The sequence below is a fragment of the Marinomonas sp. G8-14 genome (assembly GCF_055808935.1).
The window spans coordinates 4,250,278-4,268,920 of the sequence record NZ_CM147891.1; the positions used below are offsets into that span (position 1 = coordinate 4,250,278).

Consider the following 18,643-nt stretch of genomic DNA (forward strand, 5'->3'; position numbering starts at 1 on the left):
GGAGTATTTGAGTGACTGATTATATTTCTAATTCCGTTGTGCAGTCGCTTATTGCGTTGCAGGAAATCACTTGGTTCAATCCGAGAAAAGTGCGCTTTGATCAGGTGCAATCTGATCTGTCCCTACAAATGTCAGATATGCTCGATGCCTCGGATCGACTCACGCGTTTTGCGCCTTACCTTGCTCAAGTGTTTCCCGAAACGTCAGCTACTAATGGAATCATTGAATCTGAATTGAAAGCCATTCCTGCTATGCAGCATGCCTTATCAGACTCGGTGAATCTCGACATTTCTGGTCGCTTGTTGATGAAGTGTGATAATCAATTGCCGATTGCGGGTTCCATTAAAGCGCGCGGTGGTATTTATGAAGTCTTGTTGCATGCCGAGCGTTTGGCGTTAGGTAATGGCTTATTGAAAAACAGTGACGACTATCGAATATTTGATTCTGAGCCTTTTCGAGCGCTGTTTTCCAAGCATCAGATCGTCGTTGGCTCAACTGGAAATCTAGGCCTGAGTATCGGCATTATGAGCGCCAAACTGGGCTTTGATGTCACGGTTCATATGTCGTCGGATGCTCGTGAATGGAAAAAAGCCTTGCTGAGAAGTAAGGGCGTTAATGTCGTTGAACATACAGCTGATTATGGCGTTGCTGTAGAGCAAGGGCGACAGGAAGCCATGCAAAAAGACACGGCGTATTTTATCGATGACGAAGATTCCACTTCGCTGTTTTTAGGCTACAGCGTAGCGGCGTTACGTCTACAAAAACAGCTAGTCGAGCAGGGCATTGTTGTCGATAAAGATCATCCCTTGTTTGTCTACTTGCCTTGCGGTGTTGGTGGCGCACCTGGCGGTATTACTTTTGGCTTAAAACAAGTATTTGGTGATCATGTGCATTGTTTCTTTGCTGAGCCAACCCATTCGCCTTGCATGGTGTTAGGTATGGAAACAGGCTTGCATAATGGTATCTCAGTCCAAGAGTTAGGTATTGATAATCAAACCTGTGCCGATGGCTTAGCGGTTGGCCGACCTTCAGCCTTTGTTGGTCCTATGATGGATTCGCTGCTCAGTGGTGTTTATACGGTTTCTGACGATAATATGTCTCGCCATTTGGCCATGCTGGTGGATGCAGAAGGCATTCCTGTGGAGCCGTCTGGCGCAGCTGGCGTAAGTGGCGTACTGCGAGTGTTAGCTGAGAGTGGCGATTACCTAACCGCACATCAAATTGAAGATAAAATGTCGCAAGCGACGCATATCATCTGGGCGACGGGCGGTGACATGGTGCCGGAAGAAGAAAGAAAAGCCTACTATCAAAAAGGCCAAGCCTTGCTGTCTTAAAGTCTTATTGTCTTAAAGCACATTTGTCTTGCTGAAAGAGCCAAAAGTAATGCTTTGGCTCTTTTTACCCTATTTTTTTAATGGCTGCTGCGGCGCTTTTATGAAAGAGCCAAGTTTATATCTTCAATGTTCTCTTCATGCTGCATTTTTTCAATCATGTAATTTAGAAATACTCTTACGGCAGCAGGTAAGGTGCGGCCAGAGAGGGTTTGCACCTCAATATTGCGGATGTCCATGCCTCGATCCCGAATGGGGATAGCAACCAGTTCGTTAGACGCGAGTTGATGGCGCATAGAGATTTCTCCCGCAAGATGCACGCCGCCTTCATAAGTCGTAAAGCGATTCAAGGTCGCCATGTTGTTAGAGACCAGAACCGGATCGAATAACAGGTTTAAGCGACTGCAACAGATATCGAACAGCTGTCTTACGGTAGTGTTTTCTTCTGGTAGGGCAATCGGATAGGGCTGTAGTTGCGCTAAAGTAACGGTTTTTTTGTTTGCCAATGGATGGTTGGGATGCACTACCGCAACGACGGGGGAGGGTTGTCGATATGCAACTTGAATGTCTTTGGCGGGAGATAAATTTAATGTTATGCCTATGTCTGCATCACCGTGGCTGACGCGTCGTGATACCTCTGCAGGTGAACTGACATAAATATGAAAATGAATGCCTTCGTGTTGTTTGCGAAAATTTGCGATGTTGCGTGGTAAGAATTCCATCGCAAAACCTTCCGAGCAAGAGATGTTTACATGACCTCGGTTTAGGCCCTCTAAAGCGGCAATTTCTGACACAACTCTGTCCGATTCTAGTGCGTTCTTACGTGCATACACGGCTAACATTTCCCCTGCTGCACTCAATTCCATCCCGCGAGGGCGGCGTTCGAAGAGTGTTGTACCGAGAATATCCTCTAGGCTATTTATCTGCCTACTTATCGCGCTGGCTGCCACATTTAGGTGCAAAGATGCTTCACTAATAGAGCCATACCTTGCAACCTCTAAAAAATAACGTAGCGCAGTGTCTTGTAAGCGTAATGCGGCTTTCATGGCATTTTTCCTGAATTTTATCAACTATTAATGGTTTTTATCAGATTTTATGATGTCTGTCATTTCGCCATAGGCATGCTTTTTTGGCAACGTTTCTTTGCATTTTTTTTAATTGTGGCAATGGTTGTTTTTGCATAGTGTGAATGAAAGTTGCATTGCGTGAATATCAAATTAAAAAGGTCAAAAGGAACGAAACGATGAAAAAATTCAGTTTTAACCACTTTGCTCTACGTAGAACGTTGGTCGCTACTCTTGTTGCTGGTTCTTTAGTTGGTATCTCAGCTCCCGTATTAGCCAATAAAGCGAATGATACTTTGGTATATGCCGTGGGACTTGAGCCAGAAAACGTCAGTCCTTATCACAACAATGTGCGGGAAGGGATTATTTTGTCTCATTTGGCTTGGGATACGTTAATTTATCGTGATACCAAGACTGGTGAATACAAACCTTTATTAGCGACCAGTTGGAAATGGGAAGATGCCACACATTTGTTGTTCACGTTACGCGAAGGTGTGACCTTCCAAAATGGTGATGCATTTAGCGCCGATGATGTGGCTTTTACATTTAATTATGTGACATCGCCTGAGTCAAAAATTGTCACACGCCAAAATGTCGACTGGATTGAGCGTGCAGAAAAAGTCGATGATTACACCGTGCGTTTAGTGTTGAAACAACCTTTCCCTGCGGCATTAGAATACTTGTCTGGCCCGACGCCGATTTACCCTGAAAAATATTTTAAATCCGTTGGTATTGAGGGTTATGCCAAAGCACCAATAGGAACCGGTCCTTATAAAATCACCGAGGTTCTGAGTGGTGAGGGTGCGAATTTAGAGCGTTATGAAGGCTATTTTGAAGGCGGTCCAATTAGCAAACCAGCCATCAGTAAAATTCAATTTAGAGTGATTCCCGATCCAGATGCGCGTCTTGCCCAGTTGATGACAGGTGCAGTGGATTGGACGTGGCGAGTGCCGTCTGATCAAGCCGATGAAATGAAGATGATGCCTAATTTGCAAGTGGTGAGTTCTGAAACTATGCGAGTGGGTTATTTGGCAATGGACACCAGTAGTGAAGCCCAGAAGGATTCACCCTTTAGGAATAAATTGGTTCGAGAAGCTGTGAACTATGCGATTAATCGTGATGCTCTTGCGAATGAGCTGGTGCGTGGTGGAAGCCGTGCTATTTACACTCCGTGCTTCCCTTCCCAGTTTGGTTGCGATGTATCTGCCGCTAAAAAATACAATTATGACCCTGCTAAAGCTAAAGCTTTGCTTGCCGAAGCGGGTTATCCAAATGGTTTTGAAACCGATTTTTATGCCTATCGAGATATGGATTTGGCCGAAGCGGTGTTAGGTAATCTTCGCGCTGTCGGTATTACGTCTAAGATGCACATGTTGACCTACGCAGCTTTGCGTAAAGAGCAGCGTTCAGGGAATGTGCCTTTAGCATTTCAAACATGGGGTTCTTATTCGGTAAATGATGCGTCTGCTATGACCAGTGTGTACTTTAATGGTGGCGCAGATGATATGAATCGTGACACAGAGGTAATGGCTTTAGTCGATGCAGCGGACACCAATGTGGACCCAGAAATTCGTAAGAAAAATTACAGTGAAGCGATTAAGAAAATCACTGAAGCCGCTTATTGGAATTTCATGTTTTCTTATTCTAGTAATTATGCCTTCAGTAAAGAACTGAACTTCACCCCTTATCCTGATGAATTACCGCGCTTTGTAGAGTCAAGCTGGAAGTAATGCGTAAGACGCTTATTGCACAAGTGCGGTAAGCGTCGCTGGCTTCTTTAGCAACAAAGATTCAAAGACGGTTGTGGAGTTTTTTATGCTGGTATTTATATTTCGTCGGTTGCTGGTGGCATTCAGTGTGGCGATCACCGTTTCGGTTGTGAGCTTTATGTTGCTGCATTTATCAGGCGATTTGGCTATTTCAATAGCGGGTCCTGAGTCTACTGCTGAGCAGGTGGAGCAAATCAGAATCGATTTTGGTTTGGATAAACCTATGGTGTATCAATACTTTGATTGGCTATGGTCAGCGGTGCAATTGGATTTTGGACGCTCTTATTATTTTCAAGATACCGTGATGTCACTGATTAGTGAACGTTTACCTGTGACGCTCACTTTAGGTGCTCTGGCATTAGGATTGGCGACTGTTGTGGCGATTCCTTTGGGGGTTATTGCCGCGATTAAACAAGATACTTGGATTGATCGTTTGGCGTTAACCATCGCGGTTATTGGTCAAGCCATGCCGAGTTTTTGGTTTGGTCTTACTCTTATTGTGGTCTTTGCGGTGACCTTGCAATGGTTGCCTGCTGGGGGCAATGAGTCTTGGCAGCATTTTGTATTGCCTGCGATTGCACTGGGATACTATGCCATGCCTGCCATGATGCGTTTAACACGCACAGGCATGCTGGAAGTGTTGAATTCTGATTACATTCGCACGGCTCGCTCTAAAGGCTTAAATGAGTCTTCGGTGATTTTCAAACATGCACTGCGCAATGCGGTTATCCCTGTTGTTGCCTTAGCGGCGGTCGAGCTAGGTTTTATGCTCGGTGGTTCGGTAGTAATTGAATCAGTGTTTTCGTTAAAAGGCTTAGGTCAACTCGCGTGGGATGCGATTACCCGTAATGACTATCCAGTGGTGCAAGCCGTGGTGTTGATTATTGCGGTGTTTTATATCCTGTTAACTTTTCTAGCGGATGTGATCAACGCCATGCTTGATCCACGTTTGCGTGTCCGCTGAGGTGCCTACTATGTCTGATGCGACTTCTACTGTTTCAACGGTTTCTAATGCCAATACGTTTTTGCCAGTGGTGCCTGAATGGAGGCGCACGATGAATCGTTTTATGGGGCATCGTGGTTTGTTAATGGGGCTCAATTATTCTTGGTTTGATTGTGGTACTGGCAATATTAGCGCCTTGGTTGGCACCACATGATCCGTATTTACAAAATATTTCTCAGCGTATGATTCCGCCCGTTTGGCACGAAAAAGGTTCTTGGGAACATATTTTTGGCACCGACAAATTAGGCCGAGACTATCTAAGTCGTTTGCTTTACGGGGCGCGAATTTCCTTGACGATTGGTTTGTCCGCTGCGCTTATTTCTGGGCTGATTGGCACCACATTGGGTGTTTTGGCTGGCTATTTCGGTGGCCGAGTCGATGCGGTGATTAGTTACATCATTACGACGCGTTTGGCCATGCCGGTTGTTCTTGTGGCGTTGGCTATGTCAGCTTTAGTTGGCGGTTCCTTACAAATGGTGATCATCTTATTGGGCTTGCTGTTATGGGATCGATTCGCGGTGGTGGCGCGCTCCACGACTCAGCAATTACGCGATGCTGAGTTCATTGCTTCGGCCAAAGTGCTAGGTGCGTCAACCACTTACATTCTAGTGCGGGAATTATTGCCTAATATCTTAAGTGCATTAATTGTCGTGATGACCTTGGAAATGGCTCATGCCATTTTGTTGGAAGCAACCTTGTCTTTTCTTGGCTTGGGCGTTCAGCCGCCCATGCCGTCTTGGGGATTAATGATTTCGGAAGGGAAGGGGTATATGTTTTTTAAACCTTGGGTCATTGCGATTCCCGGCATTGCGCTGATGGTGTTGGTATTGGCGATTAACTTAGTAGGCGACGGTTTGCGTGATATGAACGCACCAGAAGGCCGGAATTGAGGCCAAAGGAGACATCATGAAACGAATACTCGAGGTAAAAAATTTACAAGTCAGTCTGCCAACGCCAAATGGCGATTTGCGAGCGGTACGTGGCATTGATTTGCACGTAAACAAAGGTGAAATGCTCTGCATCGTAGGGGAATCTGGGTGCGGTAAATCCATGACCTCCATGGCGTTGATGGGGTTGTTGCCGAAGCGTGCAGAAGTGACCGCCGAGACAATGCAGTTCGACGGCATGGATTTATTGTCCTTATCGAAAAAAGAACGCAATCAAGTGCGCGGTATGCGCATGTCGATGATTTTTCAAGAGCCGATGACCTCGCTGAATCCTTCTTATACCTTGGGCAATCAGTTGTGCGAGGGCATTATTAAGCATAAAAAAGTGAGCAAAGATGAAGCTAAAAAACGCGCAGTGTATTTATTGGAGCGTGCTGGTGTACCGTACCCCGAAAAGCGTTTAGACCAGTATCCACATCAATTATCGGGCGGTTTACGCCAGCGGGTGATGATCGCCATGGCGCTGATGTGTGAGCCTGATTTGATCATCGCCGATGAACCAACCACGGCACTAGATGTGACGATTCAAGCACAAATATTACGTTTGATTCGAGAGCTTCAACAAGAGTTTGGCACCGCCGTTATTTTTATCACCCATGACCTTGGTGTGGTGGCGCGTATCGCCGATCGTGTGGCTGTGATGTATGCCGGACAAGTGGTGGAAACGGCGTCTGCGCAAGATCTGTTTTCTGATCCTCAACACCCTTATACCAAAGGTCTACTCAACTGCATTCCGATTCCGGGTAAGACCTTACCTGGTAGTCATTTGGAATCAATTCCGGGCGTGGTACCGAGTTTGATTGGCGAGCTAAAAGGCTGTGCGTTTGAAAACCGTTGCAGCGTCTCGATTGGCGAATGTTGTTACCGTTCGCCTCGTTTAGAGAACCATCTAGTCTCAGAGGCTCATCAAGTACGTTGTCCTATTGCGACGGCATCATTTCAGGAGGCGGTATAATGGCGGAATACGCTTTGGAACTAACGAATCTGTCGCGTCACTTTTATCTTAAAAATGGCGCATTTAAAGAACCTACATTGCTAAAAGCCGTAGACGGTATTTCGTTGCGCATTCGTCCTGGTGAAACCTTGGGTTTGGTTGGCGAATCTGGTTGTGGCAAAAGCACCTTGGCGAAAATGATTCTAGGCTTACTGGAGGCCACCGATGGGGATATTTTGATTAATGATAAGGTCAGAGGATTAAGTTCACGTCTTGATATGTCTCGTCAGCTGCAGCCGATTTTTCAAGACCCTTATTCGTCTTTGAATCCACGTAAAACCATCGAGCAAATTATCCGCTTGCCACTGCAACTACACAAAATGGGGGACGTTAACAGTCAGCAAAAAGCCGTGAAAGACATCAGTGACTTAGTCGGCTTGCCTGAGCGGTTATTAAAAAATTATCCGGGACAATTGTCTGGTGGTCAGCGTCAGCGGGTTGCTATTGCGCGTGCTTTGATTCTTAAACCCAACATTCTGGTGTGTGATGAGCCAACGTCGGCGCTGGATGTGTCCGTTCAAGCGCAGATTCTTAACCTATTGATGGATTTGAAAAAAGAGCTAGGACTGACGTATTTATTTATCAGTCATAACCTTGGCGTGGTGGAGCACTTGGTGGATCGAGTTGCTGTTATGTATCGCGGCAAAATTGTCGAGCAGGGTACACGGGAAGAGATCTTTCAAAATGCGCAACATCCTTATACCCAAGCCTTGTTATCTTCTGTTTTAACGCCGGAACCGGCATTGGGGTTGCCTGAAGTGTTGGATTCAAGTGCGTGGGATAAAGCATCTTAAATACCTTTGATTTTGCCTTTTAGCCTAGCTTTTATTTTTAAGGAGAGAACATGAGTCGTCAATCGACCATTCAAGGTGCGGAGTTTTATTTTGATTCTGGCGCTTTTTTTACGGCATTAGAGCAGCGCGTTAGCGTTCACAGTGAAAGCCAAAATCACCACGCTTTTGACCAGTTACATGCTTATTTGCAAGACATTATTATGCCCGAGCTTGCTTCTTTGGGCTTTCAATCACGCCTTGTTGCTAATCCTGTGACGGAAGTAAATCAACCGGGTTCTTGGCCCTTTTTGATTGCCGAACGAATCGAAGATCCAACTCAGCTGACGTTGCTGACCTATGGTCACGGAGACGTGGTGCGCGGTTATGACGATCAATGGAAAGCAGGATTGTCACCTTGGAAAGTGGTGGTGGATGGCGACCGTTGGTATGGCCGTGGAACGGCGGATAACAAAGGCCAGCACACCATCAACTTTGCTGCATTAAAGCAGGTGATTGAGGCGAAAGATGGCAAGCTAGGCTTTAACGTTAAAGTGATTTTAGAAATGGGCGAAGAAGCCGGTTCCCCAGGGTTAGCAGAGCTTTGTGAGCTGTATAAAGAGGAACTGGCAGCGGATTTGTTTATTGCCTCCGATGGCCCAAGACTAAGTGCTGAGCATCCAACCATTTTTCTTGGATCACGCGGTGGTTTTAATTTCGATATGAAAGTGTTGTTGCGCGATGGCGCCCATCATTCTGGTAATTGGGGTGGTTTATTGAGCAACGCCGGCACGCGCTTGGCCCATGCTTGGGCGTCTATGGTGGATGCTAAAGGTAAGATTCTTGTCAAAGGTTTGTTGCCTGCGCGCTTGCCAGAATCGGTTCGCCAAGCACTTAAAGACATTCCTGTGGGAGAAGGAGCAAACAGTCCAGCCATTGATCCTAATTGGGGTGAAGCCCGATTTAACCCCAGCCGAGCGAGTTTTTGCGTGGAACACTTTAGAGATGCTGGCCTGCAAAACGGGCAATCCGGATATGCCTGTGAATGCAATTCCCGGCTACGCCAGCGCCCATTGTCAGCTGCGTTTTGTGGTCGAAAGCGACAGTCAAAATTTTTTAAAACATATCCGAGATCATTTGGATCTACATGGCTTTAGTGATGTTGAAGTCACTGATAGCGGCCATACTATGGAGGCGACACGCCTTGATCCTGAAGACCCTTGGGTGGATTGGGCCTTGGCTTCACTCGCGCAGACAACCGGTAAAAAAACTGTGCTACTGCCTAACTTGGGGGGCTCGCTGCCCAACGATGTGTTTGCCAATATTCTCAATTTGCCCACCGTTTGGGTGCCACATTCTTACCCTGCGTGCAGTCAACATGCGCCAAATGAACACGTATTAGCGCCAGTGTGTCGTGAAGCTTTACAGATTATGACGGGGCTTTTTTGGGATTTATCTGAACAAGGTGCCTCGATCCAGGCAAAACGTTAAGGAGAACGAAATGACAATCACGACAGCAAAAAAGCTAAGCAACAGCGCACTCGCACCTTATGCGGATTTACTCTGTGACTGGCTCGCCACTCAAGAAGACGAGATGATTCAGTGTCTACAGGAATTAGTCGATACCGACTCGAACAGCTATGACAAAGAGGGGGTCGATGCGGCAGGACGGCTAATGGCGTCTTGGTTAGAAGCCGATGGTATCGAATGTCGCTGGCATAAATCGGCAAGCTCTGGCGATGTGTTGGAAGCACGTATTGGTTCTGGATTTGATAAAAAAGATTCTCAGCCAGCCATCTTTCTGATGGGACACAGGGATACGGTTTTCCCAAAAGGCACCGTTGCAACACGTGGCTTTACTCGTGATGGTATGACGGCGTTTGGGCCAGGCGTAGCAGATATGAAATCCGGTTTAGTATTGAATTGTTTTGTGTTAAGAGGTTTGCAGTATTTATTGAATAACTCTGATATCGATGAATTACCTCATCCGGTTGTTGGCTTGTTCACTGGTGATGAAGAAATAGGCTCGCCAGAAGGTCGTCATGTTATTCAACACATGGTGAAGGGGGCAAAAGCGGTTTTCAATGCCGAACCCGGTCGCATCAGTGGCAATGTGGTATCGGCTCGAAAAGGCGGTGCGAGCTTTGAAATTATCGTCAAAGGCAAAGCCGCTCACTCTGGTGTCAATCATGCCGATGGTGTCAGTGCTATTGGCGGCTTGGCTTTAATCATTACTGAGCTGCATGCACTGACCGATTATGAAACGGGAGTGACAACCAATGTCGGTTTAATCAATGGTGGTATGTCTTCTAATACGGTTGCCGCAGAGGCCAAAGCTAAATTGGATTTACGCTACATCACGAAAGAGCAAATGGTCGATGCGATGGACGCGATTCAGGCCATTGTTGATATGCCTAGGCTGCAAGGTGTAACCGCTTCGGTACGCTTAATATCGGCGTTTCATCCGTTTGAATCCAGCATGAGCGATGGGCTATTAGCCCATTATCAAACACAAGCTGAGTCATTAGGCTTTTCCGTTGAAGGGGAATTTACAGGTGGCTGCTCGGATGCTGGTTTCACGTCGTCGATGGGTGTTCCGACCTTATGTGGAACGAGCCCAGTGGGCGCAAAAATGCATACTGAAGGCGAGCTTTGTTTGTTAGATACCTTTGTACCTCGCACGCAAGCCGTCGCCAAAAGTGTGTTGCTTTTGCCGTAAGGGTCGAACCTTTTAAAGGAGATAAATCATGCTTCACTCAATTGAAACAGAGCTAGCACCATCCGAATCTGAGGTTTGTTCACAAGCGATAAAGACTGGCAACTGGGCGTTTTTATCAGGGCAAATTCCTCTAGTTGTCGAGTCTAATACCTTGCTTCAAGGTTCGATTACTGAACAAACCGCTCAGGTTTTTCATAACTTGAGCGCGGTGGCAATGGCATCTGGCGGCTCACTTGAACATGTGGTGAAGCTGACGATTTACCTTAAAGACATGGCGAACCTAGTGGAATTCAATGAAGAAATGCTTAAGCACTTTAGCTTGCCACTTCCTGCCAGAGCCGTTGTATCGGTAAGTGCCTTGCCAATGGATGCCGAGATGCAAGTGGAAGCCATTATGATGATTCCAGATCCTGTTTGGTCGCTTGCTGTTACTTGATCAATTTTTAGTTCTCCATACTTCTAATTCTTAATAATGGTTTTATACCTCCCTTAGACCGCTTTTTTATTCTATTAATAGACTAAAACAGTGGTATTTTTTTGCCCTAAATTCCTCTGTTTTCTCGTCATATTGTTTCGCTAGAAATCTCATTTATCGAGGTAAATAAATCTAGTTTAATGGATGAAATTATATTTCATATTAATGATATTTATGGATGCTTATTTATCAATTTGTTGGTTTTTATTGTTTTTGTTTTCTTAAAATGATGAAAATTAGAAAGCACATTTCACGGTTTATTCGGTAGTCTGGTTGTAACTTAAAACAAAAACCTTAAAGCAAAGAATTTAAATCGACAAACCTACATTGATAAGGAACGACCGCTATGAACCTAAAAAAATTTGAACGTTACCCACTTACCTTTGGACCAACACCAATTGAAAAGTTACAACGTTTGTCTGATCACTTAGGCAATATTGAAGTTTACGCGAAACGTGAAGACTGCAACTCAGGTTTGGCTTTAGGTGGAAATAAACTTCGTAAACTGGAATACATAGTGCCAGATGCAATTGCATCCGGTGCGGATACCTTGGTGAGTATCGGCGGTGTGCAATCTAATCATACTCGTTTGGTTACTGCGACAGCGGCTAAAATCGGCATGAAATGTCGTTTGGTACAAGAAAGCTGGGTGCCGTTTGAAGATGCCGTTTATGACCGCGTTGGTAATATCTTAATGAGTCGCGTGATGGGGGCAGAAATTGATCTTGTAAACGATGGTTTTGACATTGGTATCCGTGAAAGTTGGAAAAACGCTATCGAAGACGTAAAGGCTAAAGGCGGCATTCCTTATCCTATTCCAGCTGGTGCGTCTGTGCATAAATTTGGTGGCTTAGGTTATGTAGGCTTTGCTGAAGAAGTACGTGAACAGGAAAAAGAGCTAGGTTTTAAATTTGATTACATTGTAGTTTGTACGGTAACAGGTTCGACTCATGCAGGTATGGCAGTGGGTTTCGCAGCAGATGGTCGTTCAAAAAATGTGATTGGTATTGATGCTTCTGGTACACCAGAGAAAACCCGCGCACAAGTGCTTTCTATTGCGCAAAACACCGCTGAGTTGGTTGAGCTTGGTCGAGAAATGACCGCAGACGACATTGTCATTAATGAAGATTACGCCTACCCAGCTTATGGCGTGCCATCGAATGAAACCAATGATGCGATTCGATTGGTGGCGCGTTTAGAAGGCATGATGACAGACCCAGTTTATGAAGGAAAATCCATGCAGGGTTTGATTGATTTAGCGAAAAAAGGCTTCTTCCCACAAGGTTCCAAAGTACTTTATGCGCATCTTGGTGGAGTGCCTGCCATTAATGGCTATAGTTATATTTATCGCAATGGTTAACCATTAACAAAGATTGGAAATAATCTGCTCTATCGGTAAAAAGGCTTCCATTGGGAAGCCTTTTGGTTTATCGCCATGAGTCTTTTTGTACCGCAACTAACACCTGCTTAACACAAATACAAATTTAGATTTGGAAGCGATCGACTAATTTGCTTAACTGCTGAACGTCGTTGCTTAGGCGATTTTTAATATCGATGGCTTTTTGTGTGTATTCTACGTTTGATGAAGCCGTATTAGTCACATCATTTACTTGCTTTGCTATCTCGTTTGCCTGTTGGTTTTGTTCTTGAATGGACGTCGATATTTGCTGGTTGGTATGACTCAAGGTGCTGATAGATTCTATAATGGTGGTAAACATTTCAATGGTTTCTTGTGCTTGTGTTGCGACGCTCCCTGTAAGTGTCTGTGACGTTCGCATGACTTGTGCCGCATCGGCTGAGCCTTTTTGGATACGCTCTACAGCGGTTTCTATTTCGAGTGTGGATTCATGCGTTCTATTGGCTAGGTTACGTACTTCATCAGCAACGACAGCAAAGCCTCTCCCCGTTTCTCCTGCACGAGCGGCTTCAATGGCTGCGTTAAGTGCTAATAAGTTGGTTTGTTCCGCTATACCACGTATCACATCCAGTATATTACCGATGTTTTGACCATCTGTTTCTAGAGTGGAAACCACTGAGGACGCTTTGTCCATTTCGTCGACCACGTTATGCAAGGATTTGAGTGTTTGCGATAGGTTGTTTTGGCCTCTTGTGGAGTTGGTGTTAGCTTCTATTGCCATTTCGCCACATTTACTCGCATCGGCTGATACTTCGCTTAAAGAATGGGTCATAACGTTAACAGCGTGGGCTATGCCTTTTGTGCCTTGTTGTTGGTGTTTGGACATGTTATCCACTTGTTGTAAAGCATTGTCTATTTGCGTGGCAAAACCTTGGGTTGATGAGACGGTTTTAGCGACTTGCTTGATGACCGAGTGTACCAGTTCGATAAATCCATTGAGGTTTCGTGCAACTTCCGACATTTCATCTTTGCCGGAACCATCAAGTCGAGTGGTTAAATCACCATCTGCACGGTTTAGGCCTTCTAGTAAGGTAATCATTTGACGAAGAGGACGAATAATCAGTCGGTTCGCAGCGAAGGCGATAAAGGCTGAGACGACGAGTACAATGACTAAAATGATGTAGTTATTCAGTTTTACGCTATGAATAACATTGTCTAAATTGGCAGCTCTTTTTTCTACCTGACTGTCGCCTTCCTCTTCTAATATTTCAATAAAGTCTAACAATTTCACAACGTGCTGGTCGAATTCATCCACTGCGCTCAGAGAGGTTGCTTGGTTATCAGAGAGTATTCTTCCCTTTAATGTATCGAGTGTCGCTAAATAATTATTTAAGGTTGTGAGGGCGCCTGTGCTCATGAGTCCAGAGTTTTTCATTCTGTCCAGCGCTTCTACAGTGAAGGCATTTTCTTCTGTAATTTTCTTTTTTGCGTCCTCGAGTGATATTTCATTGCCGATGTAGGCATCAAGAGTAATGATTTGGGCTTGTATACCAATCGTTCCCTCCATTGCACCATCGGCGGCATCCCAAGCATTGCCAGTAATGTAGCTAATTTCGGAATTGAGTTTATTGATCGATAATATGCTTAGAGTAGCGTTGCTTAGAACTAATGCCATGAATAGGCATATACCAAGATAAATTTTAGTCTTTATCGTCATTACCTTGCTCCAAAATACAAATATGATGATTTTTATATTAGTAGAAAATAACTAATTATTCATTTTTATATGAGGGTTAAATGTGAGCTTACGATTTTATTTAATACTGCGAATTGAAAAGATTTAGGCCGTTTTTTATATTAATTTTCATTTTGTCGTAGAGATCTAAAAATCCAATGGAGCGTTATCTTTGACTTCTTTCATCACAAAAAAGGTACGTAGCTGACGCACACTGGGTAAGGCCAGTAATTGATCGCTGTGGAGTTTATTAAAATCGGCCATGTCTTTAACACGCACTTTAAGAAAGTAATCAAAATCCCCTGCGACCAAATGACAATCCAAAATGAAAGGTAGCTTAGCGATGGCGCTCTCGAAAGTTGCAAAGCTTTCTTGTGTTGATCTATCTAATACCACACCGACCAGAACTAATGCACTACGTTCTACCTTGTTTGGAGCAATAATCGCACGTACTTCGTTGATATAACCGTCCTTAAATAACTGGTGGGTGCGGCGGTGACAGGTTGCCGGACTGACGTTGACCTGCTCAGCTAAATCGGCATTGGTTAGACGGCCATCTTGTTGTAATAAACGTAGAATTTTTTTATCAATTTTATCCATCAAGATTGCCTTAATGTTTTTAAAGTAAATGAATATGCGAAAGATTCTTTCTAAAACTATCAAAATACTGCAATAGATGAAATGGATAATTGTTTTTTTGACTGATTTTATTTCTCTTATTCTGTTTGCTATTTATACCGTGTTTAACCAAGTGCTCAAATTCTGTTCCCTGCTTAACAAAGGCGCTTTTTTTGGTGCAGTTTGATTGATTAAGCAGTGCTTTTTTGTATCAATCAGAGCGGTTTGTTTTTTTTACGTTATCGATAAAAAATATTTTTGATAAGTAAATCAATGGTTTTATACGTTTTTAAGCAAGTGCTTGTGGCCTCTTTTTTTATTTGGCACTGTACTTGCTAAATTCTATTCGTATCTATGTCGATTTTGTTGATGTAGTAAACAAGTTGGTCAACGTCGATCAGTTTGCTTAATGGCATCGTCGCCAGCTGCTGTTGTTTCAGTAGCACTCGGTCAGGCTCCTTTAGAAAGGAGATAGCTGATGAGGGTGGCGTGCGTGCCTTTCTTCTCTCTTTTCTTTTTCTTTCTAAAAAAGCCATTCGGTTATCCGAGACAGGCCTTGTCGTAAGCAAAATAACATTCGAACAATATTGGCGTGTCTTACTTACTCTGTTGAGTTTAGGTGCATCAAGTGACCTGTATTTTGAATGATTCTGTTGTGAAGAGCCTCTATTTTTAGGGGCTTTATTTGAGGATAAGAGATGAAAAAAATTGATGTCACAGAAGCCATTTTCGCCATTAAAAAAGAGAAAAATCTGAGTTGGGAATCTATCGCGAAAGCCACTGGCATGACCGATGTTTGGATCACCTCAGCCTGTTTAGGCATGAACAGTTGCTCAGAAGACGTGGCGGATAAGCTGGTGGCTTTTTTAGGTTTATCAGCAGAAGCTAAATCCGCCCTGATGGAATACCCAACCAAAACTTGGGATCACGTGATTCCGCAAGATCCCTTAATTTACCGCTTGTATGAAGTGGTGGGCGTTTATGGACCCACGCTTAAAGAGGTGATTCAAGAAAAATTTGGTGACGGCATCATGAGCGCGATTGATTTTTCTATGACCGTCGACAAAGAAGAAAACCCCAAGGGTGATCGGGTTATTTTGACGTTAAATGGGAAATTTTTACCTTATAAATCATGGTAATGAAGACATTTTAATGAACGAGTTTTGAATGACGAATTGCTGGTTTTCGGCAATCTAAAGACAAGAGGGCGTAAAAATGGCGTACATAGAACCAAGTGAATTTGTCACCAAAATGGTCGACGCAGGTGAGCAAAAGGTCTACATGTCGACGAAGGATACCATCATTCGTGCGTTTATGGCGGGGGCGATTCTTGGCCTAGCGGCTGTGTTTGCTATTACCGTAGCCACACAAACGGGTAGTCCATTGTTGGGCGCTGTGCTGTTTCCTGTGGGCTTTATCATGCTGTATTTGATGAAGTTTGATCTGCTCACTGGCGTGTTTACGCTTGTCCCTTTGGCGTTGTTTGATAAACGCCCAGGCGTGACACCCGCACAAGTACTGCGTAATTGGGGCTTAGTATTTATTGGTAACTTTGCTGGGGCATTAACCACGGCGTTTTTTATGTCATTTATTTTGACTTACGGTTATGCCACGGATGGCGGCGCGTTGGCTGCGAAAGTAAGCTCCATTGGTGAGTCGCGTACCTTGGGTTATCAGTCTCATGGTGCGGGCGGTTGGTTTACCATTTTTATTAGGGGCATGTTGTGCAACTGGATGGTGTCTATGGGTGTGGTAGGTGCCATGATCTCGACCTCTGCTGGTGCCAAAATGGCGGCCATGTGGATGCCGGTGATGTTGTTCTTTTACATGGGCTTTGAACACTCCATCGTTAATATGTTTTTGTTCCCATTTTCTATGATCATGGGGGGGATTTTACTTTTATGGATTATTTGATTTGGAACGAGATTCCAACGGTGTTGGGCAACTTAGCCGGAGGTCTTTTACTGGTGGGGTTACCTCTTTACCTGACGCATGTGAGAACGTCTGCGTCGCGTAAATTGGCATAAGACGGCTTTTTTAAAAACTCTGTAAGTATTTATGCTTGCAGAGTTTTTTGTATTTAGGGATTTTAATGAAAACACTGAGTATCAGTATTGGCCGTGCCACGAATAAGGGTAAAAAAGACATCAATCAAGATTTTCTGGGGTGTCGAATACCAACAGAACCACTGTTAACGAGCAGGGGGTGGCGCTTGCCATCGCTGATGGCATCAGTTCAAGCCCTGTTAGCCAAGCCGCTAGTGAGTTCGCCATTACGCGATTTCTAGAGGATTTTTACCATACCCCGGACGCGTGGTCGGTGAAGGTGTCTGGCGAAAAAGTGATCAAATCCATCAATGCCGCTCTCTATTCTCAAACCCAAAATGGTCCAAGCCGATTCGATAAAGACAAAGGTTATGTTTGTACGTTTGCCGCGATTGTGGTGTGTGCCAATGCCGCGCATATTTTTCATTTAGGTGACAGTCGTGTTTATCGCCTACTCGATGGAAAACTCGAGCAACTGACTCAAGATCATTGTCGCACTGTATCCGTCAATGAGAGCTATTTGACACGTGCCTTAGGCATAGAACCAATTCTTGTCTTGGATTATCAAATTTTGCCTGTGAACAAAGGTGATAAGTTTGTGATGGCAACCGATGGCGTGTATGAATTTATTGATGCAGAGCAAATCATTACTTGTATTGTTGCAACAGAAAGTTTGGATCAAGCTGCAGAGCAAATTATTTCACAGGCATTGGAAAATGGCAGTGACGACAACTTGAGCATTCAGATCGTTCGAGTGGATGACGTACCAAGTTATCAGCAGGAAGATATGCAACAGCGCGTTAGTCAATTACCTGTGCCGCCGCCATTAAGAGAAAGAATGTTGTTTGATGGCTACGAAATAGTGCGCTCTATTTATGTGAGCAGCCGCAGTCATGTGTTTTTAGCCCGCGATATAGAGAGTAGTGAGTTTGTGGTGATTAAAACACCGTCGGTAGAATTGAGTGATGATACGGCGTATTTGGAAAACTTCATGTTAGAAGACTGGATTGCTAAGCGGGTTCAGAACCCTCATGTGGTTAAAGCCATAGAATCGTCGCGACAACGAAAATTTCTCTATTTGCTAATGGAATACATTGACGGTCAATCTTTGGCTCAATGGATGAGAGATCATCCCAAACCATCGCTGGAACAAACCCGAGACATCATTTCACAAATCGCTAATGGACTGCAGGCGTTTCATCGTAAGAGTATGATTCATCAAGACATTCGTCCTGCCAACATCATGATCGACAAACATGGTACCGTGAAAATCATTGATTTTGGTTCCACTCATATTGCTGGTGTCAGCAACACCAAAGATGAAGACGCCTTACGAGGCACCATGCGCTATTCGGCACCAGAATATTTTCTTGGTTACGGGGGCACTGAACGCTCTGATATTTACGCTCTCGGCGTTATTGCTTATCAAATGTTATCTGGCAATCAGTTTCCTTATCATCCCAAAATAGCTCAAGCAAAAAGCATCGCTGCTCAACAACGCCTTCGCTATCGCAGTGTAATGACGGAAGACTCTGAATTGCCTGTATGGATTGATGATGCATTGCATAAAGCCCTTCATATCAACCCGCTAAAACGCTATGAAGAAGTGGCCGAATTTGTTTACGACTTGCATCATCCAAATCAAACTTTCCTCGACCGCACTCGACCACCCTTAATACAGCGTAACCCAGTCATGTTCTGGCAAGGCGTGTCTTTCTTTTTATTTTTGGTGATTGTTTTTTTATTAATGAAAATATTTTAGCTTTTCCGTATGACGCTTTTTTAAAAGAAAACATTTATTGTCTCAATTCAGGCG

17 protein-coding genes and 1 pseudogene are annotated in these 18,643 nt (G+C 44.3%); 15 read left to right on the top strand and 3 right to left on the bottom strand.

Annotation, left to right across the window (positions count from 1 at the left end; genetic code table 11):
• Positions 1-11: 11 nt before the first annotated feature.
• On the top strand, positions 12-1,334 hold the full coding sequence (locus tag AC0L6V_RS21765; protein ID WP_409419075.1) for a D-serine ammonia-lyase: 1,323 nt from the start codon (positions 12-14) through the stop codon (positions 1,332-1,334).
• 98 nt (positions 1,335-1,432) lie between these two features.
• Here AC0L6V_RS21765 and AC0L6V_RS21770 read toward each other — a convergent pair whose 3' ends face one another.
• Complete coding sequence (locus tag AC0L6V_RS21770) at positions 1,433-2,377, bottom strand: LysR family transcriptional regulator (protein ID WP_265220434.1); 945 nt, start codon at positions 2,375-2,377, stop codon at positions 1,433-1,435.
• A 197-nt stretch (positions 2,378-2,574) separates the two neighbouring features.
• On the opposite strand from AC0L6V_RS21770, the gene AC0L6V_RS21775 reads away from it, so the two are divergent.
• The 11 genes from AC0L6V_RS21775 (at position 2,575) to AC0L6V_RS21825 (ending at position 12,432) form a co-directional block, all read left to right on the top strand.
• Positions 2,575-4,125 (top strand): ABC transporter substrate-binding protein, encoded by a 1,551-nt coding sequence (locus AC0L6V_RS21775; RefSeq protein WP_418138604.1) that lies wholly within the window; start codon positions 2,575-2,577, stop codon positions 4,123-4,125.
• 85 nt (positions 4,126-4,210) lie between these two features.
• The gene (locus AC0L6V_RS21780; RefSeq protein ID WP_265220437.1) at positions 4,211-5,128 is read left to right on the top strand and encodes an ABC transporter permease; all 918 of its coding nucleotides are present in this window, start codon (positions 4,211-4,213) and stop codon (positions 5,126-5,128) included.
• Between the two features lie 10 nt (positions 5,129-5,138).
• Positions 5,139-5,321, top strand: coding sequence for a hypothetical protein (locus tag AC0L6V_RS21785; RefSeq protein ID WP_418138605.1), 183 nt, complete (start codon positions 5,139-5,141; stop codon positions 5,319-5,321).
• Positions 5,281-6,057, top strand: coding sequence for an ABC transporter permease (locus tag AC0L6V_RS21790; RefSeq protein WP_265220439.1), 777 nt, complete (start codon positions 5,281-5,283; stop codon positions 6,055-6,057). The genes AC0L6V_RS21785 and AC0L6V_RS21790 overlap by 41 nt, the downstream gene beginning before the upstream one ends.
• A gap of 16 nt (positions 6,058-6,073) precedes the next feature.
• Positions 6,074-7,069 (top strand): ABC transporter ATP-binding protein, encoded by a 996-nt coding sequence (locus AC0L6V_RS21795; protein WP_321160387.1) that lies wholly within the window; start codon positions 6,074-6,076, stop codon positions 7,067-7,069.
• The gene (locus AC0L6V_RS21800; protein ID WP_418138606.1) at positions 7,069-7,902 is read left to right on the top strand and encodes an ATP-binding cassette domain-containing protein; all 834 of its coding nucleotides are present in this window, start codon (positions 7,069-7,071) and stop codon (positions 7,900-7,902) included. Before AC0L6V_RS21795 ends, AC0L6V_RS21800 begins: the two co-directional genes overlap by 1 nt.
• Before the next feature lie 50 nt (positions 7,903-7,952).
• A complete protein-coding gene (locus tag AC0L6V_RS21805) occupies positions 7,953-9,035 on the top strand; it encodes a M20/M25/M40 family metallo-hydrolase (protein WP_418138607.1) in 1,083 nt (360 codons plus the stop codon).
• Entirely contained in the window at positions 9,016-9,369 is a 354-nt protein-coding gene (locus AC0L6V_RS21810; protein ID WP_418138608.1) for a hypothetical protein, read from the top strand. Before AC0L6V_RS21805 ends, AC0L6V_RS21810 begins: the two co-directional genes overlap by 20 nt.
• 10 nt (positions 9,370-9,379) lie before the next feature.
• Entirely contained in the window at positions 9,380-10,597 is a 1,218-nt protein-coding gene (locus AC0L6V_RS21815; protein WP_418138609.1) for a M20 family metallopeptidase, read from the top strand.
• A gap of 28 nt (positions 10,598-10,625) precedes the next feature.
• A complete protein-coding gene (locus AC0L6V_RS21820; protein ID WP_265220444.1) occupies positions 10,626-11,033 on the top strand; it encodes a Rid family detoxifying hydrolase in 408 nt (135 codons plus the stop codon).
• A gap of 385 nt (positions 11,034-11,418) precedes the next feature.
• A complete protein-coding gene (locus AC0L6V_RS21825) occupies positions 11,419-12,432 on the top strand; it encodes a 1-aminocyclopropane-1-carboxylate deaminase (RefSeq protein WP_265220445.1) in 1,014 nt (337 codons plus the stop codon).
• Between the two features lie 124 nt (positions 12,433-12,556).
• Here AC0L6V_RS21825 and AC0L6V_RS21830 read toward each other — a convergent pair whose 3' ends face one another.
• Together AC0L6V_RS21830 and AC0L6V_RS21835 are read right to left on the bottom strand one after the other, a co-directional pair.
• Positions 12,557-14,146, bottom strand: a complete 1,590-nt coding sequence (locus tag AC0L6V_RS21830; protein WP_265220446.1) for a methyl-accepting chemotaxis protein — start codon at positions 14,144-14,146, stop codon at positions 12,557-12,559.
• A gap of 165 nt (positions 14,147-14,311) precedes the next feature.
• Complete coding sequence (locus tag AC0L6V_RS21835; RefSeq protein WP_265220447.1) at positions 14,312-14,764, bottom strand: Lrp/AsnC family transcriptional regulator; 453 nt, start codon at positions 14,762-14,764, stop codon at positions 14,312-14,314.
• A 716-nt stretch (positions 14,765-15,480) separates the two neighbouring features.
• Here AC0L6V_RS21835 and cynS point away from each other — a divergent pair.
• The 3 genes and pseudogenes from cynS (at position 15,481) to AC0L6V_RS21850 (ending at position 18,589) form a co-directional block, all read left to right on the top strand.
• Positions 15,481-15,921, top strand: coding sequence for a cyanase (cynS, locus tag AC0L6V_RS21840; protein WP_265220448.1), 441 nt, complete (start codon positions 15,481-15,483; stop codon positions 15,919-15,921).
• A 76-nt stretch (positions 15,922-15,997) separates the two neighbouring features.
• Positions 15,998-16,809: pseudogene (locus AC0L6V_RS21845) on the top strand (formate/nitrite transporter family protein).
• A 139-nt stretch (positions 16,810-16,948) separates the two neighbouring features.
• Positions 16,949-18,589, top strand: a complete 1,641-nt coding sequence (locus AC0L6V_RS21850; RefSeq protein WP_418138610.1) for a bifunctional protein-serine/threonine kinase/phosphatase — start codon at positions 16,949-16,951, stop codon at positions 18,587-18,589.
• Positions 18,590-18,643: the final 54 nt, after the last annotated feature.